20 protein-coding genes and 1 pseudogene are annotated in these 19195 nt (G+C 35.2%); 4 read left to right on the forward strand and 17 right to left on the reverse strand.

All coding sequences use genetic code 11. The features are described from left to right. The first annotated feature begins 325 nt into the window (after positions 1–325). Positions 326–1087 (forward strand): class I SAM-dependent methyltransferase, encoded by a 762-nt coding sequence (locus VF726_RS16790; protein ID WP_440170329.1) that lies wholly within the window; start codon positions 326–328, stop codon positions 1085–1087. A 43-nt stretch (positions 1088–1130) separates the two neighbouring features. Here the strand turns inward: VF726_RS16790 and VF726_RS16795 are convergent, their stop codons facing one another. Both VF726_RS16795 and VF726_RS16800 read right to left on the reverse strand, forming a co-directional pair. Next, positions 1131–1994 (reverse strand): PhzF family phenazine biosynthesis protein, encoded by an 864-nt coding sequence (locus VF726_RS16795; protein WP_440170331.1) that lies wholly within the window; start codon positions 1992–1994, stop codon positions 1131–1133. Between the two features lie 209 nt (positions 1995–2203). Beyond that, on the reverse strand, positions 2204–2377 hold the full coding sequence (locus tag VF726_RS16800) for a hypothetical protein (RefSeq protein WP_440170334.1): 174 nt from the start codon (positions 2375–2377) through the stop codon (positions 2204–2206). 251 nt (positions 2378–2628) lie between these two features. On the opposite strand from VF726_RS16800, the gene VF726_RS16805 reads away from it, so the two are divergent. Beyond that, the gene (locus tag VF726_RS16805) at positions 2629–3261 is read left to right on the forward strand and encodes a cephalosporin hydroxylase family protein (protein WP_440170336.1); all 633 of its coding nucleotides are present in this window, start codon (positions 2629–2631) and stop codon (positions 3259–3261) included. A gap of 34 nt (positions 3262–3295) precedes the next feature. On the opposite strand, the gene lepB (VF726_RS16810) is transcribed toward VF726_RS16805, so the two are convergent. Both lepB (VF726_RS16810) and VF726_RS16815 read right to left on the reverse strand, forming a co-directional pair. Continuing rightward, positions 3296–3817 carry a signal peptidase I gene (gene lepB, locus VF726_RS16810; RefSeq protein WP_440170339.1) on the reverse strand — a complete coding sequence of 174 codons (522 nt, stop codon included), beginning with the start codon at positions 3815–3817 and terminating at the stop codon, positions 3296–3298. 83 nt (positions 3818–3900) lie between these two features. Next, positions 3901–6054 (reverse strand): peptidoglycan D,D-transpeptidase FtsI family protein, encoded by a 2154-nt coding sequence (locus tag VF726_RS16815; RefSeq protein WP_440170341.1) that lies wholly within the window; start codon positions 6052–6054, stop codon positions 3901–3903. Positions 6055–6302: 248 nt separating this feature from the next. Here VF726_RS16815 and VF726_RS16820 point away from each other — a divergent pair. After that, positions 6303–6885 (forward strand): annotated as a pseudogene (locus VF726_RS16820) (hypothetical protein). 55 nt (positions 6886–6940) lie between these two features. Here VF726_RS16820 and VF726_RS16825 read toward each other — a convergent pair. From VF726_RS16825 to VF726_RS16865, 9 genes are all read right to left on the reverse strand, one after another. After that, positions 6941–7678, reverse strand: a complete 738-nt coding sequence (locus VF726_RS16825) for an NAD-dependent protein deacylase (protein WP_440170343.1) — start codon at positions 7676–7678, stop codon at positions 6941–6943. Between the two features lie 181 nt (positions 7679–7859). Next, positions 7860–8558, reverse strand: a complete 699-nt coding sequence (locus tag VF726_RS16830) for a YaaW family protein (RefSeq protein WP_440170346.1) — start codon at positions 8556–8558, stop codon at positions 7860–7862. A gap of 250 nt (positions 8559–8808) precedes the next feature. Continuing rightward, positions 8809–9456: a pyroglutamyl-peptidase I gene (pcp, locus tag VF726_RS16835; RefSeq protein ID WP_440170349.1), complete on the reverse strand. Its 648-nt coding sequence runs from the start codon at positions 9454–9456 to the stop codon at positions 8809–8811. Between the two features lie 15 nt (positions 9457–9471). After that, positions 9472–10434, reverse strand: a complete 963-nt coding sequence (locus tag VF726_RS16840) for a DUF979 domain-containing protein (protein ID WP_440170351.1) — start codon at positions 10432–10434, stop codon at positions 9472–9474. Between the two features lies 1 nt (position 10435). After that, complete coding sequence (locus VF726_RS16845) at positions 10436–11131, reverse strand: DUF969 domain-containing protein (protein WP_440170353.1); 696 nt, start codon at positions 11129–11131, stop codon at positions 10436–10438. 21 nt (positions 11132–11152) lie between these two features. Continuing rightward, entirely contained in the window at positions 11153–11914 is a 762-nt protein-coding gene (gene pxpA / locus VF726_RS16850) for a 5-oxoprolinase subunit PxpA (RefSeq protein ID WP_440170356.1), read from the reverse strand. A gap of 18 nt (positions 11915–11932) precedes the next feature. Then, complete coding sequence (locus tag VF726_RS16855) at positions 11933–12922, reverse strand: biotin-dependent carboxyltransferase family protein (RefSeq protein WP_440170359.1); 990 nt, start codon at positions 12920–12922, stop codon at positions 11933–11935. Then, positions 12913–13626, reverse strand: a complete 714-nt coding sequence (pxpB, locus tag VF726_RS16860; protein WP_440170362.1) for a 5-oxoprolinase subunit PxpB — start codon at positions 13624–13626, stop codon at positions 12913–12915. Before pxpB ends, VF726_RS16855 begins: the two co-directional genes overlap by 10 nt. Before the next feature lie 14 nt (positions 13627–13640). After that, a complete protein-coding gene (locus tag VF726_RS16865; RefSeq protein ID WP_440170365.1) occupies positions 13641–14393 on the reverse strand; it encodes an IclR family transcriptional regulator in 753 nt (250 codons plus the stop codon). 252 nt (positions 14394–14645) lie between these two features. Between VF726_RS16865 and VF726_RS16870 the strand changes: the two genes are divergently transcribed. Beyond that, the gene (locus tag VF726_RS16870) at positions 14646–15056 is read left to right on the forward strand and encodes a hypothetical protein (protein ID WP_440170368.1); all 411 of its coding nucleotides are present in this window, start codon (positions 14646–14648) and stop codon (positions 15054–15056) included. 74 nt (positions 15057–15130) lie between these two features. Here VF726_RS16870 and tnpB read toward each other — a convergent pair whose 3' ends face one another. The 4 genes from tnpB to VF726_RS16890 form a co-directional block, all read right to left on the reverse strand. Next, positions 15131–16258, reverse strand: a complete 1128-nt coding sequence (gene tnpB, locus VF726_RS16875) for an IS200/IS605 family element RNA-guided endonuclease TnpB (protein ID WP_440170371.1) — start codon at positions 16256–16258, stop codon at positions 15131–15133. Between the two features lie 560 nt (positions 16259–16818). After that, positions 16819–17652, reverse strand: coding sequence for a DNA alkylation repair protein (locus tag VF726_RS16880; protein WP_440170374.1), 834 nt, complete (start codon positions 17650–17652; stop codon positions 16819–16821). A 159-nt stretch (positions 17653–17811) separates the two neighbouring features. After that, entirely contained in the window at positions 17812–18363 is a 552-nt protein-coding gene (gene lepB, locus VF726_RS16885; protein WP_440170376.1) for a signal peptidase I, read from the reverse strand. Positions 18364–18386: 23 nt separating this feature from the next. After that, positions 18387–19064, reverse strand: coding sequence for a copper homeostasis protein CutC (locus VF726_RS16890; protein ID WP_440170379.1), 678 nt, complete (start codon positions 19062–19064; stop codon positions 18387–18389). Positions 19065–19195 lie beyond the last annotated feature (131 nt).

Consider the following 19195-nt stretch of genomic DNA (forward strand, 5'->3'; position numbering starts at 1 on the left):
AAAATTATAAATTCATTATAAAACCTAAAGTAACTAGAGGTTCAAGAGGAAATTAAAGAAAATTCAAAAATATAAAATGCATATAATCAATATGTATTGCGCTATCCCATTTTATGGCCCGATTATTGACTATCATAATCTTCCCTCACAAATTCAAAGGACTTTCACTTACTTATCCCGAATATATAAATAACCATTCTCACAAGGAGCGAATTTATATGAATCTATTCGAACATGAAACGTAAAACCGTTCCCTTTTAATAAGAGGTCCTCCTTTTTTCTTTTCTAATCATACCATTTACTTACAAAATAGGAGGATACAATTATGAAACGTGATCTATTATTTTTAACTTTATTAGAAAGTGCAAATACAAATTTTAGCGGCTGGGATTTTTCTTTCATTTCAGAAACGGGTCGAATGAAGAGCGAGCCTTTATCGTGGTCGTACGGCAGCACTGCTTTCCAGCTTATGCAGCATGCAGAATCAATGCTCGATATGGGCACTGGCGGCGGAGAGTTTTTATCTATGTTACAACCATTCCCCCCAACTATTTATGCGACTGAGGGTTATGCTCCAAATGTGCCAATTGCTCGGAAGAAATTAGAGCCTTTAGGGGTTACAGTTATAGAGGTAACGGATGATACTGCTTTACCATTTCAAGATGGTCAGTTTGATTTAATAATAAACCAACATGAATCATATGCTGCCTCTGAGGTAAACAGAATCCTTTCTCCAAATGGAGTTTTCCTTACACAACAAGTTGGTGGTCTCGATTGCGCGGAACTAAATGAGCAGTTTAACGCACCGCTAAATAGCGAATTTGCAAGTTGGTCGCTCGAAGCGGCATGCATTGAGTTAGAGCGGAATGGATTTACTATTTTAGAAGCAAAAGAAGATTTTCCTTTCCAACGTTTTTATGACGTTGGTGCGATCGTCTATTATTTAAAAGCGATTCCGTGGCAAATTCCTAATTTTACTGTCGAAAGGTATTATGAGGAATTATATCGTATACATGAAATCATTTTGCTAAAAGGATATTTTGATGTGAAGCAACATCGTTTTCTGATTAAGGCGATTCGCATTTAATCATGGAGCATATGAAAAAGAGATGGATCTACCATCTCTTTTTTTATTTCCACTCAATATTTTCTATATTTAAACACTTCGTTTCACAGTAATAGCCTTTGCCGCCAACATAAACTTTTTCTATTTTATTCTCGCTATTGGTTGCTAATTTAACTAATATTTCAGAAGGCGAGTGTAAAGAATAACCTTGTTCAAATACATAGACTTCTTTTTGTAAGTGGTGCTGTTCATAAAGGTAGCAAGCTAATGCGCCATTTGAAGTTCCAGTCGCTGCTTCTTCATTAATATCGTATAGCGGAGCAAAGTTTCTGCATATAATTCGATTGTCATTAAAAGTATATAGATGCATCCCGACAACATTATAATACTTGCTGATTTCTTTAATTTTTTCAAAATTAGGTTGCATTGTATGTAATTGTGTTTCGGTTTTTATAGGAATTAAAATATCTTTTAAGCCCGTGGAGACAATTTGAATTGGGTATTTATTGTCTATATCTTTAATGTCAAAGCAGTCGATAAACTCATTTGAAGATATAACATCATAGAATATCGGTTCGTTTTGTTCCATGAATATGATGTCATCTTTTATGGTAATAGTAAGAACACCACTGTTTGTTTCAATTGTATAGCGATTCTTGAAAAGTTTATTTACATGCATCAGTATCACGAAAGAGCCAATTGTGGCATGACCACATAAATCAACTTCCTCTTTTGGTGTAAAATACTCAATTTTATAATCAGCAATTTCAGATTCTGATATAAATGCGGTTTCCGCATAGCCCAGTTGTTTGGCTATTGCCATTTTTTGAGTAGTGGTCAATGCATTCTCCATAAATACCACTCCTGCTTTATTTCCGCCTTTATGATCCTTGCTAAATGCACTTGCAACATAAACGGGTATTTTCATAAGACACCTTCCTTCCTCACTTATAGTAAATTGTAGCATAGAACGTACTACGTATATATATTGTTGGATAAATTCGCCATAAAGCAAGAGACAAACTATTTTTTAGCATCTGAACTCTCCAAAAATACTTTGTCTACAGCCTGAGAGTTGGATCTACCATCTCTTTTTCCCCGTTTATTTAGCAAAAGTTTGTGGTAGCTTCTGAATCATTAAGTAAGTTCGCGTCTCGCAATCGCATCAGCTAATGCGATAAATTGCTCATACGTTATCTTTCCTGTTACCTTCGCTTTAATCATCTTTTCCATTTCTTTTGTAATAATCCTACCCTCTATCGCTAGACTTGCTTTAGCTTCATTTAGTTCTTCCTCACTTTTGAACGCCATAATTTAAGTTATCTCCTTCACATCATTTTCATTTCCTTTTCTAATGAAGCAAATTGTCTACTTATACATACGTTCCTTTTCCTCTCATCTACATATTTAAATTGCATTTTGATTAGAACTTGCTGAATTAAGTTTTTTATTATACAGACAATTGGTTTTTAATGAGGTATTTTGCTCATTTTTATTAAAAAACATTCTCCTTATAATTATATTTCACATATTATATTGTACAACTTTCGTTTCAGAAAGGAGTGTTCAAAATCGATAACATAAGTAGCGAGTTTTTAAAACAATATTACGATAGTCGAGTTTGGTTATATGATACACATTGGCTTGGTGTCCCCATTCTCAAACTTCCCACTGATCTTTTTTTGTATCAAGAAATTGTTTACGAATTAAAACCCGATTTAATTATTGAATGTGGTACTTGTTATGGTGGTAGTGCATTGTATTTAGCTTCTATATTAGATTTAATCGGAAAAGGTCATGTTCTTACTATCGATATATTCCCTCAACCAAATCGTCCATCTCATGACCGAATTACGTATTTAACAGCTTCCTCTGTTTCTGTACAGGCCGTCCAAACAATATTAACTATGCGCAAACCTGATGATGTGATTTTAGTTATTTTAGATTCAGATCATAGTAAAGAGCATGTCGCAAAAGAACTTTTACTTTATAAATCTATCGTTACTACTGGTAGTTATATTATTGTAGAGGATACATCTATTAATGGAAATCCTGTTTCTCCCGATTGGGGCCCTGGCCCGATGGAAGCTGTAGAAGAGTTTTTAACTAAAAATAACAATTTCATAATCGATGAGTCTAAGCATAAGTTTTTCATTTCATTTAATCCAAAAGGTTTTTTAAAGAAGATAAAGTGAAACTTTAATAAGTGGGGGTTTTGTATAACCCCACTTATTCTATAATCTTCATTTTTGAAAAAGGATAATATACAAATTCTACTTTGCCTATTATATTATCTTCTTCAATATATCCTAAGCCGTTTCGACTATCTCTACTAAGCTCACGATTATCTCCCATTACAAATAACTTATTTGGCGGGATTTTTGTCTTTTGAAAGTTATAAAACACCTGCGTATTATTGAATAAATCTTTATTTGTATACGGTTCTTCTTGCTTTTTATCATTCACATATACTGATCCATTCGTTATGTTAATTACGTCACCAGGAAGTCCTATTACTCGTTTTACATAATATTTCGACTCATCCTCTTCCTTTATAATGACAATTTCTCCGTGCTCTAAATTAGAAAAATGTGCCGCTGCTTTATTTACAAATACGTAGTCTTCTTCATATAAAGTCGGTTGCATCGACTTCCCTTCCACTTTACATAAAGTAAAAGAATGATAGGCTACTACCAAAACAAAAACAAACAGTATGTATTTTCCCCATCCTCTTTTAATCTCCTCTTTCATATCCATTCCCACCTTATTTAAACGCTTTTTAACTCAAAAAATATATCACTGCACAATTTGTCTCCATGCAGTGATACTATTTTTTACTGGGCCTTGTTCAGTTGTTCGACCGGTACTGGATTTCCACCGGCTCTTTTCGCTTTCAATTCAAAATACGCGTCCAAAATCTCTTTTCCAATCGCGGAATTAATTCCTGATTTGTCATCATTCACCCAAGGTACAACAACTGAAAAAGCAACTTCTGGATCAGCATCATATGGTGCATAACCGGCAAGAGTTAAATTATAACATTTTTTTCGGTTATAGTTTTCATCTCTTCCAATATCACTTTCTCCACCATATACAGTTTCAGCTGTTCCTGTTTTTCCAGCTGGTTTATACGGTAATCCTTTAAACGTTGCAGTACCTGTCCCGTCAGTTTCTTGAAAAACTCTTCTAAATCCTTCTTTTACATGATTAATGTATGAAGTGTCCATATCCACTCGATTTAATATAACTGGTTCAATAGACCGAACAACTTTTCCAACATCCTCTGGTCTATGTGGTTGCTCTCTCACTTCTTGTACAATTTGTGGTTTCATTCGGTAACCGCCGTTTGCAATTGTTGACATATATTGAGCAAGTTGAAGCGGCGTATATGTATCGTACTGTCCAATCGCGTAATCAAGTAAAAAACCAGGTATGTCATCCGTTCTACCCATTTGACCAATCGATTCATTCGGCAAATCAATACCAGTCGGTACACCTAATCCGAACTGTCTAAAGTAGTAGCGCATTTTATTAAATGTCTCTTTTTTAATATCTAGTGGATTGTTTGGCACATAATTTATACCTGCCATTTTTAATGCTGTATGAAACATATAGACGTTTGATGAAACTTGTAAAGCTCTTAAATCATCAATATCTCCAAAGTCTTTCCACGATTTCTTTGGCTTAGTACTTCCTTTAAAATACATTGGTGCATCGAAGAAATGCGTATACGGCTTAATTGTTTCAGTTTGATATCCGGCTAATAACGTAGCCCCTTTCACAGTTGATCCTAACTCATAAGAACTTGTCATCGTTCCTAAAGCAAAGTCTTCTATTTGCATCCCGCCATCTTTATTTACTATTTTCTTTCCAGCCATTGATAAAATTTGTCCATTTTTCGGGTTCATCATTACGACGAACGCGCGATCCATCATCGGCTCTGCAGAATGAAATGCTCGTAAATTCTTCTCAAGACTTTCCTCTACTTTTTTCTGTAACTCCATATCCACTGTTAACATTAAATTATTTCCGCTTTTTCCTTCAGTCACTTTTTCTGTTCGAATAATATTTCCTGCTTTATCCGTAATATTTTTAGACTGTTCTTTCTTTCCATGTAATGCATCTTCGTACTGTTTCTCGATATAACTCTTACCAATACGGTCATTTCTGTTATAATCACGCACTAAATAATAATCTAACTGTTCTCTTGGTAATCCCTCATTTTCAGTAGAAACGCTACCAAGGATAGAACGAAGTATTTTATCATTTGGGTATTCACGTTCCCAGTCTACTGTCGTATCCACTCCTGGCAAACTTGCCAACCTTTCACTTACGACTGCATATTCATTTTGACTTACATCTTTTTTAACGATTTGCGGCGTCATTTTATATCCCGCATTCATCCTACTTTTAATTGCTAATACTTCTAAATCCTCTTTTGAAAGTTCACTTAATTCTTCTTGCGTAATTCTTTCCCTACGTAACTCTTCTACTTTTTTATCTAATTCTTTCCCTTCCATCTCTTGCTTCCTAAATGTATTCTCATCTTCTTTTGTCACTTTTTCTGCGGCACGTTTTTCATTTAACTGCATCCAAAAATCTTTCTTATCTGTTTCTGTCAACTTATCTATATCTTCTGGTGACATTTCTATTAGCTGTGCTAACTGTCTTGCTACTTGTAAAACTTCTTTTGAATCTACCCCTTTCATTTTCGTGTATGTAACGGTTCGTAGTGGTTTGTTATTTACAATCACTTGACCTTGCCGATCAAACATTTTCCCTCTAGGAACAGGAGTGCTTACCGTTACATCTTCCTTTTTGTTCACTTCATTTCTATACGTTTCTCCATCAATGATTTGAACCTTACCTAATTGAATTATAATAGCTGAAAATAAAAGAAAGACGATAAAAAATAGTACATTTAACCGAAAAGGAATATGAGTCTTTTTCTTTTTCGATTGTTTTTTCTGCTCCTTTTTCTGTCTCATTTCGCTCCCTCACTTCATTCTATTAACATTTCTAAATAGAACCATTATGTATCAAATTTATTTATATGATATATATAGAATTTTATATTAATTACTAAAGAAATAAAAGATTTAATTTTCAGTTTTTTAATTTTATAACCTAGTTATTACCATTCCCTTATTAAGGAATAACATGAATGTTATTCTAAAAGAAAGGTTGTATACTTAAGAAACAAATCAATAAAAGACATTACTAAGGAGAAAATGAAATGACAGATTCATTCACAATTCATACTAATACGTCACATTGTTTAAACTTTATGATTTATATTCAAAATATTTATCTCAACCAAAAAGAGAAAAAAGAAAATGTAAGATTTCCTTACATAGCAAGACAATTCAATTTCTCTACTAACTTTGAAGCAAATTTCAAAGAATTATGGCATTCACTTCGCAAACAAATTGCTAATGACAGGTATGATTCGCAAATTTTTTATGATGAAAATCATATCTTTTATGAGAAGCTTTTTGATAATCATTTATGTAACGAAGAATTATTCAAAGAATTAATATGTAGTTTTAAAAGTATGGTGGACTAGCATAGCAGGTCAGCATTCATTAGAATCGTCTGTAAGTGAGTATAGTACGCAACTTTATAATGACTTGGTTTTATACTTAAAACAAAACGAAATAGAACCTTTACAACAGCTACAAATTAGCTTACTTTATGACGATTGTCTATTCGTTAAAGACAACATTTCTTTCTATTCTGCTATTTTACCGACTAAAACCTTTTTTATAAGCTATAGAAATGTAGTTACTACATTATCGACATGTTTTCATGTTGCTTAAAACAGCAATTACTCAATTAAAAAACTGAGGCAGATACCTCAGTTTTTTCGATAACTTATTTCCTTGAAGATAAACCTTCAACAAATTCACCAATCTTATTTTGAAAAACAAAATCAAAGTTATATTCTTGCCCTGTTAACTCTTCATTTACTAAAATTGTCGTTGCCCCTATTTCCCTCTTTGCGATTTGTGGGAATGAAGCGACGGGTTGCACTTTTAATGACGTTCCCATAACGATAAGTACATCTGTTTCATATAAACGTGTTATCGCATTTTGATATTGCGGCAATGTATCTCCGTATAAAACAACGTCTGGATTTAAGATGAAATTACACTTCTCGCAGCGAGGCACTTCATGATCAATCATATACTGCAAATCATACCCCGCTTTACACTTCGGACAATGTGCTGTTTGAAGCGTTCCATGTAAATCAATGACATGTTTACTACCACCTAATTGATGTAAACCGTCAATATTTTGCGTTAAAATCGTAATGTCTTTCCCTTGTTCTTCTAATTCAGCTAAAAAGTGATGCCCACGATTTGGTTTATATTGATGAAACGTATTAATTTGAAAGATTTCCTTATAATGCTTCCAAAATTCTTTCGGATTTCTATTATAATATCCTCTTGATAAATACATCTCCACATTCGCATCAGCATACAATCCATTTGCTGAACGAAAGTCTGGAATACCACTTTCCGTACTTGCACCAGCACCTGTTAACACCGTAATTTTCTTCGCTTGCTCTAAAATTGAACGTACTTCTTCGAATTGTTGCACAAAAATCACCTCTATGTATTTTCCTATTCTTATTATACCAGTTGTTTACAGGAGGTGTTGTACAATATCCACTCCATTTGCAACTTGAATTGCAAGCTTTACTCTCTCTTTACGTAGTTTTTTACGATTTTCTTTATATGAAGGGTTATCTAATAAAACTTTATTTATTGAGAATAGTTTCTTAATACATTCAATTATTCATTTTTTGTTTTTGGCGTAAATAAGCTATATGCACAACAGACGGAATAGTTTTACGATAAGCTGGACCAGCTATATCAATACCTAACCATCCTAGGTTAAGAATAATTCCTATTGGTCCTAAAAATATTGATAATCCTTTCGTCAGTACTCGATTCATAACAAGAGTTAGTCCCCTGTTTAAAATAACTTGTGCTATTGCATTGGCAACAATGACAGCAATTTGATATGTCATAAATCCTCCTACCCTAGCACCCAAAATCAGAAATAAATTTGCTATCGGAAATCCCGCTGCCCAATCTATATTTTTTATACCCATTTCATCAAACATTGCCTTTATCTTTTCCTTTTCTATTTCATCAGCTTTTTCCCAATGCTTCTGCAAAATTGTTATTAGTATCTTTACTTCTAACTCTTCTTCCCCCTCAAAATCGTTCCATTTTACATTTAATTTATCACATACATCACGTACAATTTCTAAATAATGTACTCCAGGAGTATCACTTGAAAATATATTTCTAAACAAGTAGGCTACATCATTACTTCCACTATATTGTAATTCCGCAATGATTTCCTCCCTTGATTTTAAAGCTTCTCCCTTCCCGAATATATATTCATTTAATTCTAATAAGTCCGTATCATCACATGTTTCCAGTAATTTTTTTAATCTTGTTGTAGATTGCTCTAACATATCGCTCAACTCCAATATCTATTATTCAGTTAATTCCCTAACATACCGAATATTATATAATAACATTTCAATAATATACAATTATTACGGTATAAATACCCTCATATTTATACCAGTTAACTTCATCTTTTCTCCATATATGTTAGACCGCCCCCAGACATCTTCCTCTCTATACTCTATACTGCATCTTCAATTATAAAATACTAACACAAAAAGAGGGCCACATCAGCCCTCTTTAATCTACTGTTATTTAATGCGTCGTACCCCCAACTTCCACAATATCTACCTCAACTGTCGTCGTTACCTCAACTGCCAATTCTATTCCTTTACTAATAGTAGAAAGTGACATACTCGGTTGGCCTGGATAGTTACTCGCTTGTTCTGGTAAGAACGGAATATGAACAAATCCACCTTTTACTTTCTTATCCTGTTTCTTTAGTTCATGCATGAGACCATAGAATAAGTGATTACAAACGAATGTACCTGCTGTTTGTGAAACGGTAGCCGGTATGCCCTCTGCTTGTAGTCTTTTTATAATTGCTTTCATCGGAAGTGTAGACCAATAAGCAGCTGGTCCTTCTTCTACGACTGGTACATCTACCGGCTGGTTTCCTTCATTGTCAGCAATTCTTGCATCATCGATATTAATTGCGACACGCTCTATCGTAATATCTGGTCTTCCCCCAGCTTGTCCAATACATATAATCATTTCAGGATTTAGTTCTTCTATATACTCTTTTAATACGCTGATTGATTTTTGGAATACAGTTGGTACTTGTCTACTAATAATCTTGTATTCTCCGATTGTTTTTTCATGCAAACTTTTTGCAACTTCCCAAGCTGGGTTGATACTTTCTCCACCGAACGGATCGAACCCTGTTAGTAATACTGTTTTCATAATTTTCCCTCCTAATTAGAAACGATATACAAGGCCGTACATAATAAACATATTAATAATAAAGATTGAAAGAGCAATTGGTACTTGTGCTTTTATAACTGCATTTTTATCCTTTAGTTCTAAAAGCATCGCCGGAACGATATTAAAGTTTGCAGCCATTGGCGTAATGAGCGTTCCGCAATATCCAGCAAACATACCGAGCGCTGCCATAATTGCTGGATTCCCGCCGTGCATTTGAACAATTAAAGGTAAGCCAATTCCGCCAGTAATTACGGCAAAGGCTGCGAATGCATTTCCCATTACAACTGTGAAAAGCATCATCCCTAAACAATATGCCATAACAGCAACGAACGGATACTCTGTCGGTAATACTTGGCCGACTAAATCAGAAACGACTTGTCCAACGCCAGACTTCGCGAAAATACCACCAAGTGCAGCTAACATCTGTGGTAAAATGACAGCCCATCCGACAGCTTGTAATAGCCTGCTACCTTCTTGTACAGGCGTTGTTATTTTCGATTTTGTAATACGCATCGCCGCAACGAATGCAAGTAGTGCCCCAAGTGCTAAAGCAACTAACGTTACTTTATCTGGATCAACAAGAGAAACATTTCCCCATTTGATTTTGCCTAATGTTAACGTACCGATAATTGTAAAAATAGGAATTAATAGTGCAGGCATAAAAATTTTATTTTTTAATTTCTCCGCATGTTTTACACGTTCTTGTACTGGTACTTCTTTCTCATCTGATTTTGTTACTTTGTTTAATGAAGCTAACACGACCATAGCGAGCACGATACAACCAACGTAAAACGAAGGGATTACATTGCCGAATATAAATGTAACTGCAAACAATGCCCAAAATAAGCTAGAACCCCATCGATTTGGATGTTCACGATCAAACGCAATACGAACAGCGATAAAAGCAACGATTATACCTAATACGTAATAAATTGTATCCATTGTGATGATGTTCATTTTATATTGCCTCCTTCTCTTCTTTTTCTTTTGCTTCCATCGTTTTCGCTATATATTTATCAAATCTTCTAAATCTGATCCAGCTTACGATAAGTGCTGATATTGCAGTTGGAATACCCCAAAGCGCCATATCCCATACACCGACGTGCATACCTACTGAATCGAAGAATCCTTTCATTAATAAAATAGCACCAGTCGCGATAAATATATCCTCTCCGAAAAACCATGCTGTATTTTCCGCCGCTGCTGCGTTTGCTTTAATTTTTTCTCTTAACTTTTCTGGGATTTTACCATATCTTCCTTGCGCAGCTCCCTCTGCCATCGGTGCAACGAGCGGTCTTACTGTTTGTGCATGACCACCAATATTCAGTCCAAGCGCCGCGGATGATTCTCTTATCGTAAAATATGACATTAATACTCTTCCAGTTGTTGCGCCTTTTGATTTCGTAATAAGTGCTTCTGCTCTTTCTTTTAAACCGTAACGCTCTAAAATTCCGATTACCGGTAAGGTTAGTATAATCGGCATAGACATATATCTATTTTCTATGAAAAATTTACCGAACATGCTGATCACATCATAAAAACTTAATCCTGAAACCATACCAGTAACAATACCTGCAACCATAACGACTAATAGTGTATTTAATCTAAATAAAAAACCAACTGCAACAAGTAGTATCCCGATTAATTTAATCATTCCAGCACTTCCCCCTATTTTTTATTTTGGTGCACAAATAGAAATACCTTCAAGTTTGAATGTTCTGCATATTCTTTCCGCAAATTGCACTGCTTTTTCTCCATCACCATGTAAACAAATTGTTTGTGCTTGAACTGCTACTTTCTCTCCATTTACCGAATTTACATAGCCTTCTTTCACCATTTGAATCACTTGTTTTATCGCTTCGTCTTCATTTTTTATAAGTGCATTCTCTTCTGTACGACTTGTTAATGTTCCATCTTGCCTATACGTACGATCTGCAAAAGCTTCTTGTACGAGAGTTATTTTGTATTTTTCTGCAGCCTGTATAAACGCCTCGCTATTTGCTAATCCGTAAAGTAATAGATTGCGATTACTATGATAAATTGCTTTTGCAATTGCATCTGCAATTTCCGGGTTAGTCGCGGCCATATTATATAGAGCCCCGTGCGGTTTCACATGATGCATCTCGCCGCCAGCTGCTTTCACAAAAGCGTCTAATGCGCCAATTTGATATAAAACGTAATCGTATACTTCACTCTCTGAAACGTTCATATTTCTTCTTCCAAATCCAATTAAATCAGGAAAACCAGGATGCGCGCCTATTGCTACATTGTGCTGCAGTGCCTTTTCGACCGTTTTCCTCATTACAGTCGGATCACCCGCATGAAAACCGCAAGCAACGTTTATAGAGGAAACGAACGGAAGAATTTCATCATCATTCCCCATTTTGTAAGCTCCAAAACTTTCTCCTAAATCACAGTTTAAATCGATTGTCGTCACGATGTTTCCCTCCTAATCTCAGCTCCGTAAAGCGATGAATTTCTTTAATAGATTCATATTTACTTCTTGTTCTATGTACAATTGTTCCGCTTCTTCAAGCGTAATTTGCTCAAATGAAACATAGTCTCCTGGTTTTAGCTGGGCAAGAAGAGGAAGATCTACTAAAATAATATTTCCCATTCTCGGATAGCCACCTGTCGTTTGCCTATCTGCCATTAATATAATCGGCTGTCCACCATTTGGAACTTGAATCGTTCCGAATGTAACGGGACTCGATAAAATCTCTTTTTCTTCCACTCTATTTAAAATTTCTCCTTCAACCCTATAGCCCATGCGATCAGCGTAATTAGATACTTTATATTCTTTCGTAAAAAACGCCCCTATACTTTCTTCTGTAAATTGATCATATTCAAAATCAGTTATGACACGAAGCTTAGGATGTTTCTTATATTTTGACCTTACGCTGCTGCTAATTGCCCATTTCGTTTTGATTCGCTCATCCTTTTGTAAATCTTGAATGAAACGATGAGCCATTTCTGATCGTTCACCAATTTGAAAATAATCCCCTTTTTTCAGCATTCTTCCTTCCATACCACCAATCGCTGCACGTATGTAAGTACTTTTACTTCCCATTATGCGATCAATATGAATACCACCTGCAAAGGTTACATATGCCCTACAACCACTTTTCACTTTTCCGAAACAAAGCATGCTACCTTCTTCTGCTAGGATAGGACGCCATAACGGGATGCGTTCTCCATTCAATAACGGTTCCATATCCGCACCGCCAATCGCAAGTAAAGTCGTTTTCTTTATTAACAATTTAGGTCCCATGATCGTCATTTCGAGTCCTGCTTCATTCTCTTCATTACCGACTAACATATTGATCATCCGAAGTGCACTTTGATCCATAGCCCCGCCAACAGGTACACCATATTGTTGATAGTGAGATCTCCCTAAATCTTGGACTGTTGTAAACATTCCTGCATGTAAAACCTCTACATCCATTCTTTAGCCCCCTCAAGTGATACGTACTCTTCCTTCGTTATTGGGATAAACCGTAAATACATACCGCTTTGAATATAGGTTGGTGTTTCTTCTTTTGGATTAAATAATGAAATAGGAGTTCGGCCAATAATATTCCATCCTCCTGGTGTTTCAAGCGGATATATACCTGTTTGATTTCCGCCAATCCCTACTGAACCAGGAGAGATTTGCAACCGTGGTATTTCTTTTCTAGGTGTTTCTAGTTCTTTTGATAGTCCTCCTAAATACGGGAACCCTGGTGTAAAACCTAGCATATATACAAAATATGTTGTTTCACTATGTATTCGAATTACATCTTCTACTTGTAAATCGTGATAATGTGCGACCTCTTCTAAATCAGGTCCATATTCTCCCCCGTAACAAACTGGTATAGAAATATGTTTCACTTCTCGTTTCAGCTCTTCCTTATACGTATCGAACATTCCAGTTATGTATTGGCATACGTAATCGTACGGTCGTATCTTTCTATCATTTTCCTTCCATACTTCATATAAATTGTAGTAAACGGCTAATGAGGTGAACGACGGAACGCATTCAATCATTCCTGTAAACGGATGTTGCTGCAACGCTTGAAACAATCGCTGCACTTTTTCGTATGTCTCCATCCCCATTTCTTCACCAAATGTAACAATAATTGCTTGATCCCCTAACGCAGAAAATTTCATCCCACTCCCTCTTTCTATGCTAAAAAGCCGAGTTCTTTCGAAATGCGATTTGCTGTCTCTTTCACCTTCGCAATAAAATATGATATATTGCTTTCGCTGTACTCAATTGCTAATCCCGAAATACTAATGCCTGCTACAACGGTTCCATCATTTGCAAAAATAGGAGCTGCTATCGCCGCTGTATGATTTTCTAACTCAGAGTAGCTAATCGTATGTCCTTCCTTTTTCGCCATTTGTAACACTTCTAGCAATTGTTTCTTATCCACGATTGTTCCATCTGCAAACTGTTTTAAATTCGTTTCCTCTATGTATTTCCTTTTCTCTTCCTCTGAGAAATACGATAGTAAAATTCTCGGACATGCACCCGCATAAAGTGGCGCTCTTCTTCCAACCGCTGTATACACGCGTACAGGCTGAACACCTTCCATCTTTTCAACATAAATCGCGTCATTACCATCTTGAATAATTAAATTAACTGCCTGCCCTAAACTATCTCTAAGCTCTTTCATATAGGGAATCGCAATATTTCTTACGGATAATCTTTGTGAAACAAGTTGACCGAACCGTAAAAAAACGACACCTAAACGATATCTCCCCTTTTCATTTTTTTGTAAAAACTCCATTTCTTCTAACGAGCCAATTAAACGATAAACAGATGTTTTCGGCATACTCGTAAGCTGAACCATCTCTGTTAAACTTAACTCTTCATGCGCATAAAACAACTCTAAAATATCCATTGTTTTAACTGCCGTTTTATTTATACTCATTTTATCTCCCTCTTATTCCGAATTTCGGAACTTAAATTCCGTTTTTCGAAACAAACATATAATTTAAAATTATAAAATATTCTTTCAATTCTATCAATATTTTTTTAAGTACATGACCCGATATATTTTGTCAGTAATTTAAAAAACATAAATAATGAAATGCATTTATAAATTTTCACATCAAATTATTACATTTCTAGTATATTTAAATTATCATGATATATATAAACCAAAATATAGGAAGTGTTTCTTTTGAAAAAGCTACTAGTGATTCTTGCTATTATGTTATCTTTTTGTATAGGTTATAATGTGACATTTGCAACAAACGAGGATACGAAGCTAAACTCTCAAATTGAACAACGTGCCATAACTAACGAAGACGTTGCATTTTTCGGATCAACCACTTATAATTTCAACTATTTTAATGGAGATAACTTAAGCGTTCTTGTACAAAATACAGGTGATTCTCCTTTTAGTTATACTTTGTATAGTGCTAAAGGTGCTTGGATGATTGACGGAACTTTAAAACCTGGGGAACAAGCAATAAGTGAATTCGATATTCACTGGACTGATTGGCTTCCAGACGGTGAATATAAAATTATTTTTAGAAATAGAGACGGTTCACTTTCCAAAGTGCATGTTTCCACAAAACTATTAGATTGAACTACGCCCACTTAACACTCTAACGAGCTATTTGAAGTGGGGGATTCCTACGAACACCAAGGTATCCCTCAGCTTTATGAGTAGGCAATCCCCGTAATCCCTACGGTTAGGAGCCTTATGGCCTCTTTTCTCAGATTTTCCGCTGCATTCACATCTCTATCATGATATATACCACAAGAAGGACACTTCCATTCACGCAGGTTCAGGCTTTTCACATCTTTATTTTTGTAGTCGCAATGCGAACAAGTTTGGGAACTAGCGAATGTTTTCGACACCACAATCACTTGTTTCCCATACCAGGGTGCCTTATACAACAACATCGCTTTGAATTGTGACCATGATACTTCTTGAATCGCTTTCGCTAGTTTGTGATTCTGTAACATATTCGATACTTGCAAATCTTCTACCCCAATCACATCGTGGTTTTTGATGATCCTTGTAGAGAGTTTTTGCAAGTAATCCGTTCTTGCATTTTTGATTCGTTCATGAATACGAGCGACTTTCATTCGCTGTTTATGCCAATTCGCTCCGCCTTTTGTACGTCTAGATAGAATACGCTGGGCATGAGCGAGTTTCTTTTCTAATACCCGAGACCATTTTGGATTACCGAATACCTCACCCGTTGAAAGAATAGCAAAGTTTTTCACACCAACATCTATACCAACAGCGGAATCGGTCTTCGGCAATTCTTGTACTTCTGCTTCAGCAAGAATCGAGACAAAATATTTTCCACTTGGATTCCTTCTGACAGTAGCACTCAAAATTCGTCCTTCTACCTCACAACTTTTGACAAATTTGATAAGACCAAGTTTCGGTAACTTCAATTTATTATCTATAATCGCAATGTTTCCATTTGTATATTTCGTTGTATAGGATTGGACTTTATTGTTCTTCGATTTAAACCGAGGTGCTTTGTTTTGTTTTTTGAAGAATCTTGCATACGAGTCAGCAAGGTTGTGAAGAGAAGATTGAAGAGCGATACTGTCCACTTCTTTTAGCCATACAAATTCTTTTTTGAGAGTAGGTAATTGCGAAGAACAAGTGCCATAGGATAACCCTTTTCCTGTTTCTTTATATCTATCATTCCACTTTTCCAAAAAGTAGTTAAATACAAATCGTGAACAACCAATTGTTTTCGTAATAGCTATTTTTTGTTCTAAACTAGGATAGATCCGAAACTGATACGCTTTATGGATAAGCATCGCTTTTCACCTCACTTCCTTTTTCTATTTGTTTACAATCTTTTTCAAGATATACATGAGAACGATATCATGATGTAGAAAAAAATACTAATCACGTATCATTTCTTCTTTTTTGTCGAAAGTCCTCTGTCCCTTTCAAAAAAATATACAAATGAAAGAAATTTTACAATGAAACCATTTCGTAGATGTAAAAGTGCCTCGGAGCTATAACATTTTCTTTCTATAGGAACGAACTGATTAGAATACCGGTACCTCATACTGATTCTTCACCAAAAAGAACCTTTAGGCTTTTTCCTAACCGTCATTCAGCTCCCACCTACTCATTGGACCATGTCCTACCCATTCCTTGAGGTGCAGTTTTCTGTCGGGAAATGATGAAAAGTACAAAAGTTTAGATTTGAACTAATATTTGATCACCTTTCATTAATAACACTAATATAAAAGAAAATATAAAGAGCATGTATTGATCAATACATGCTCTTCTCATAGTTATTCAAAGTATTCTTTTTTTACATGATTGATTGTTTCTTCGTAGAACTAGCAAATCTATTAGTTACATATTACTTATTTTTCAAAATCGTTCTTTTAGCTTTTTTAATAATTCTACTAGTTGATTGTATGTCAGTATCCTTTACCCATTCTTCACACAGGTTCATTACCCAATCTGGTTTCGTTTTACTTGCATCATTTAACCAGTTTCCAACCGAATCTTGTACATATTTTGATGGATCTGATTTAAGTAAATTAAGAATGGGAAGTGCTTTTTCAGGTTCTTGTTTTAATATTTCAATATGTTTACTCCATACCCCTCGAGGACGAATAGATTCTACAGAGAACCTGCGAAGATTCTCATCTTCACTTTTTGCCCATTCTACTAACAATTCCACACTTTCTTCTATATTTTGTGAAAGATCTTCTCTAATAGACATCCAAGCAATTTCTCGAACACCAAAATGATGATCCGCCGCAAAAGGCCGAATGTACGTTAATGTATCTTTTAATGTGTTATTTGATTTCTTATTCATAAACGCTGCCCAACATCGTACACTATCTGAAATATGATTAGATAACTTTAACAGTACATCTTCCTTGTTCCCTTCATTCTCTTTGAGTATAATTTCATCCAGTAAAGTTCCTGTTATTCGTATGACTTTCATACCTGTTTCAACGTTTTGTTTTTCTAATTCAGCTACTATACATTCCAAACTATCCTTGAGTCCTATGGAAGGTAAGACATTTTTAAGTAGTTCAATATGATTTATAGCTAGCCATTCTGTTAGATTAACACTTTCTACTTTCCCTTGCTGTAGTAATTGTAAGACCTCTTTAGGAATTTCGTTTACTTTCCTGGCTCCTTTCCTGTTTAAGATAGCTTCTACTTCTTTCGTTATCATTTAAAATCCCTCCTTGCAATACTATCTTCAAATAAACAGAGGTCATTTTGAAAAATAATAATCAAAATGACCTCTGTCTGTCTTTCTTAAATGAACATTCAGTTTCACAAAAAATGTGATTTAAATCCACCGGAAGAATATTTCTCCCATACTTTTTCTTTATAACGCTCTTACTTGTTTCAACGGCCAGAAAACAGCTTGTCCTTTTCCGACAATTTCATCTTCTGAAATAAATCCAAACATACGACCGTCCTTAGAAACTTCACGATTATCCCCTAACACAAACACTTGACCTTCTGGCACTTTCGTTTTTCCTGTGATTTGTTCTAACGTAAAGTCTGGAGTTAATACACGGCCTGCTGCTTTTTCTTTAAACTCTTTTAAATATGGTTCTTCCATCGCTTTTCCGTTTACATATAACACATCATTTTTATACTCAACTGTATCGCCTGGTACACCAATTACTCGTTTTACTAAATCGTATCCTTCTTTTCCGTGGAAGACGATAATATCAAAGCGCTCTAATCCACTTATACTATAACCAATTTTATTCACGAGAACTCGTTCGTTATTTTCTAAAGTGGGCATCATCGATTCACCTTGTACTAGTGAAGGTGTAAATAAAACACCGCGAATAATAGCAATTAATACAAGGGTAAATCCTATCGTTTTAGCCCATGACAATAACTCTTTCTTCGTATTTTCCTTCATCGTTTCTCCTCTTTCTTATGTGCTTATTTTATTATTTGAACTAATTGTTGTACTAAATTAGGATCAATATTAGAAAAACATGATTTTCCTTCTCTTACCGCTGTACCGACATGCGCTTGCGTAATTCCAGTTTCATCTAGCAAATGCTTTATATTTTCTTTCGTCACGCCAGCTCCAGCAACAAGTTGAATTTGACCACCGCTTACTTTTTGCATTTCTGCAAGCACCGGAATATTCTCTACTATATTTCCTTGTCCACCTGAAGTTAAAACGTGAGTCACTTTATGAAACTTCTTTAAAGTTTTCATCGCTTCTACCGGATTTTCTATATCATCTATCGCACGGTGGTATGTTACATTTATTCCATCTACAACAGATAGTAGATCGGCTAATTTCTCTTCATCCACTTCATTTTGTTCGTTTAATACACCTAATACAACACCAGCTGCACCTAACTTCTGTGCGATGATAATATCTTCCTTCATCATTTCAATTTCTTCTTCCGTATATGTAAAAGACTTCGCATGCGGGCGAATCATAACGTGAATCGGTATATGTACTGCTTCTACCGCTTTTTTAATAAATGCATAACTCGGCGTTAAACCACCTTCTGTATAAGATGAAATTAATTCAATTCGCTTCCCGCCAGCTCGTTCAATTCGTTTCACATCTTCTAAACATGTTGCAATAACCTCTAGCATGAGATGACCTCTTTTCGTGCTTTTTTCTTATTATAACATTAGTAAAAATAAGAAACCTAGCTTTCTCCTATAAAACTGTAAAAAGAAGAATGAAAAGAAAGATTTTTTAATTGATAACAATTATTGGCACT

The sequence above is a fragment of the Bacillus sp. Brlt_9 genome, assembly GCF_051948935.1.
GTDB lineage: Bacteria > Bacillota > Bacilli > Bacillales > Bacillaceae_G > Bacillus_A.

Excerpts from the sequence above, each read along its gene's own strand:
- tnpB (WP_440170371.1), bottom strand. The coding sequence starts at position 16,258 with ATGCTTATCCATAAAGCGTATCAGTTTCGGATCTATCCTAGTTTAGAA.
- VF726_RS16865 (WP_440170365.1), bottom strand. The coding sequence starts at position 14,393 with ATGAGTATAAATAAAACGGCAGTTAAAACAATGGATATTTTAGAGTTG.
- VF726_RS16845 (WP_440170353.1), bottom strand. The coding sequence starts at position 11,131 with ATGATTAAATTAATCGGGATACTACTTGTTGCAGTTGGTTTTTTATTT.
- VF726_RS16890 (WP_440170379.1), bottom strand. The coding sequence starts at position 19,064 with ATGCTAGAGGTTATTGCAACATGTTTAGAAGATGTGAAACGAATTGAA.
- VF726_RS16800 (WP_440170334.1), bottom strand. The coding sequence starts at position 2,377 with ATGGCGTTCAAAAGTGAGGAAGAACTAAATGAAGCTAAAGCAAGTCTA.
- VF726_RS16815 (WP_440170341.1), bottom strand. The coding sequence starts at position 6,054 with ATGAGACAGAAAAAGGAGCAGAAAAAACAATCGAAAAAGAAAAAGACT.
- VF726_RS16880 (WP_440170374.1), bottom strand. The coding sequence starts at position 17,652 with ATGATAACGAAAGAAGTAGAAGCTATCTTAAACAGGAAAGGAGCCAGG.
- pcp (WP_440170349.1), bottom strand. The coding sequence starts at position 9,456 with ATGAAAACAGTATTACTAACAGGGTTCGATCCGTTCGGTGGAGAAAGT.
- VF726_RS16855 (WP_440170359.1), bottom strand. The coding sequence starts at position 12,922 with ATGGATGTAGAGGTTTTACATGCAGGAATGTTTACAACAGTCCAAGAT.
- VF726_RS16830 (WP_440170346.1), bottom strand. The coding sequence starts at position 8,558 with ATGTTAGAGCAATCTACAACAAGATTAAAAAAATTACTGGAAACATGT.
- VF726_RS16840 (WP_440170351.1), bottom strand. The coding sequence starts at position 10,434 with ATGAACATCATCACAATGGATACAATTTATTACGTATTAGGTATAATC.
- lepB (WP_440170376.1), bottom strand. The coding sequence starts at position 18,363 with ATGAAGGAAAATACGAAGAAAGAGTTATTGTCATGGGCTAAAACGATA.
- VF726_RS16795 (WP_440170331.1), bottom strand. The coding sequence starts at position 1,994 with ATGAAAATACCCGTTTATGTTGCAAGTGCATTTAGCAAGGATCATAAA.
- VF726_RS16790 (WP_440170329.1), top strand. The coding sequence starts at position 326 with ATGAAACGTGATCTATTATTTTTAACTTTATTAGAAAGTGCAAATACA.
- pxpB (WP_440170362.1), bottom strand. The coding sequence starts at position 13,626 with ATGAAATTTTCTGCGTTAGGGGATCAAGCAATTATTGTTACATTTGGT.
- lepB (WP_440170339.1), bottom strand. The coding sequence starts at position 3,817 with ATGAAAGAGGAGATTAAAAGAGGATGGGGAAAATACATACTGTTTGTT.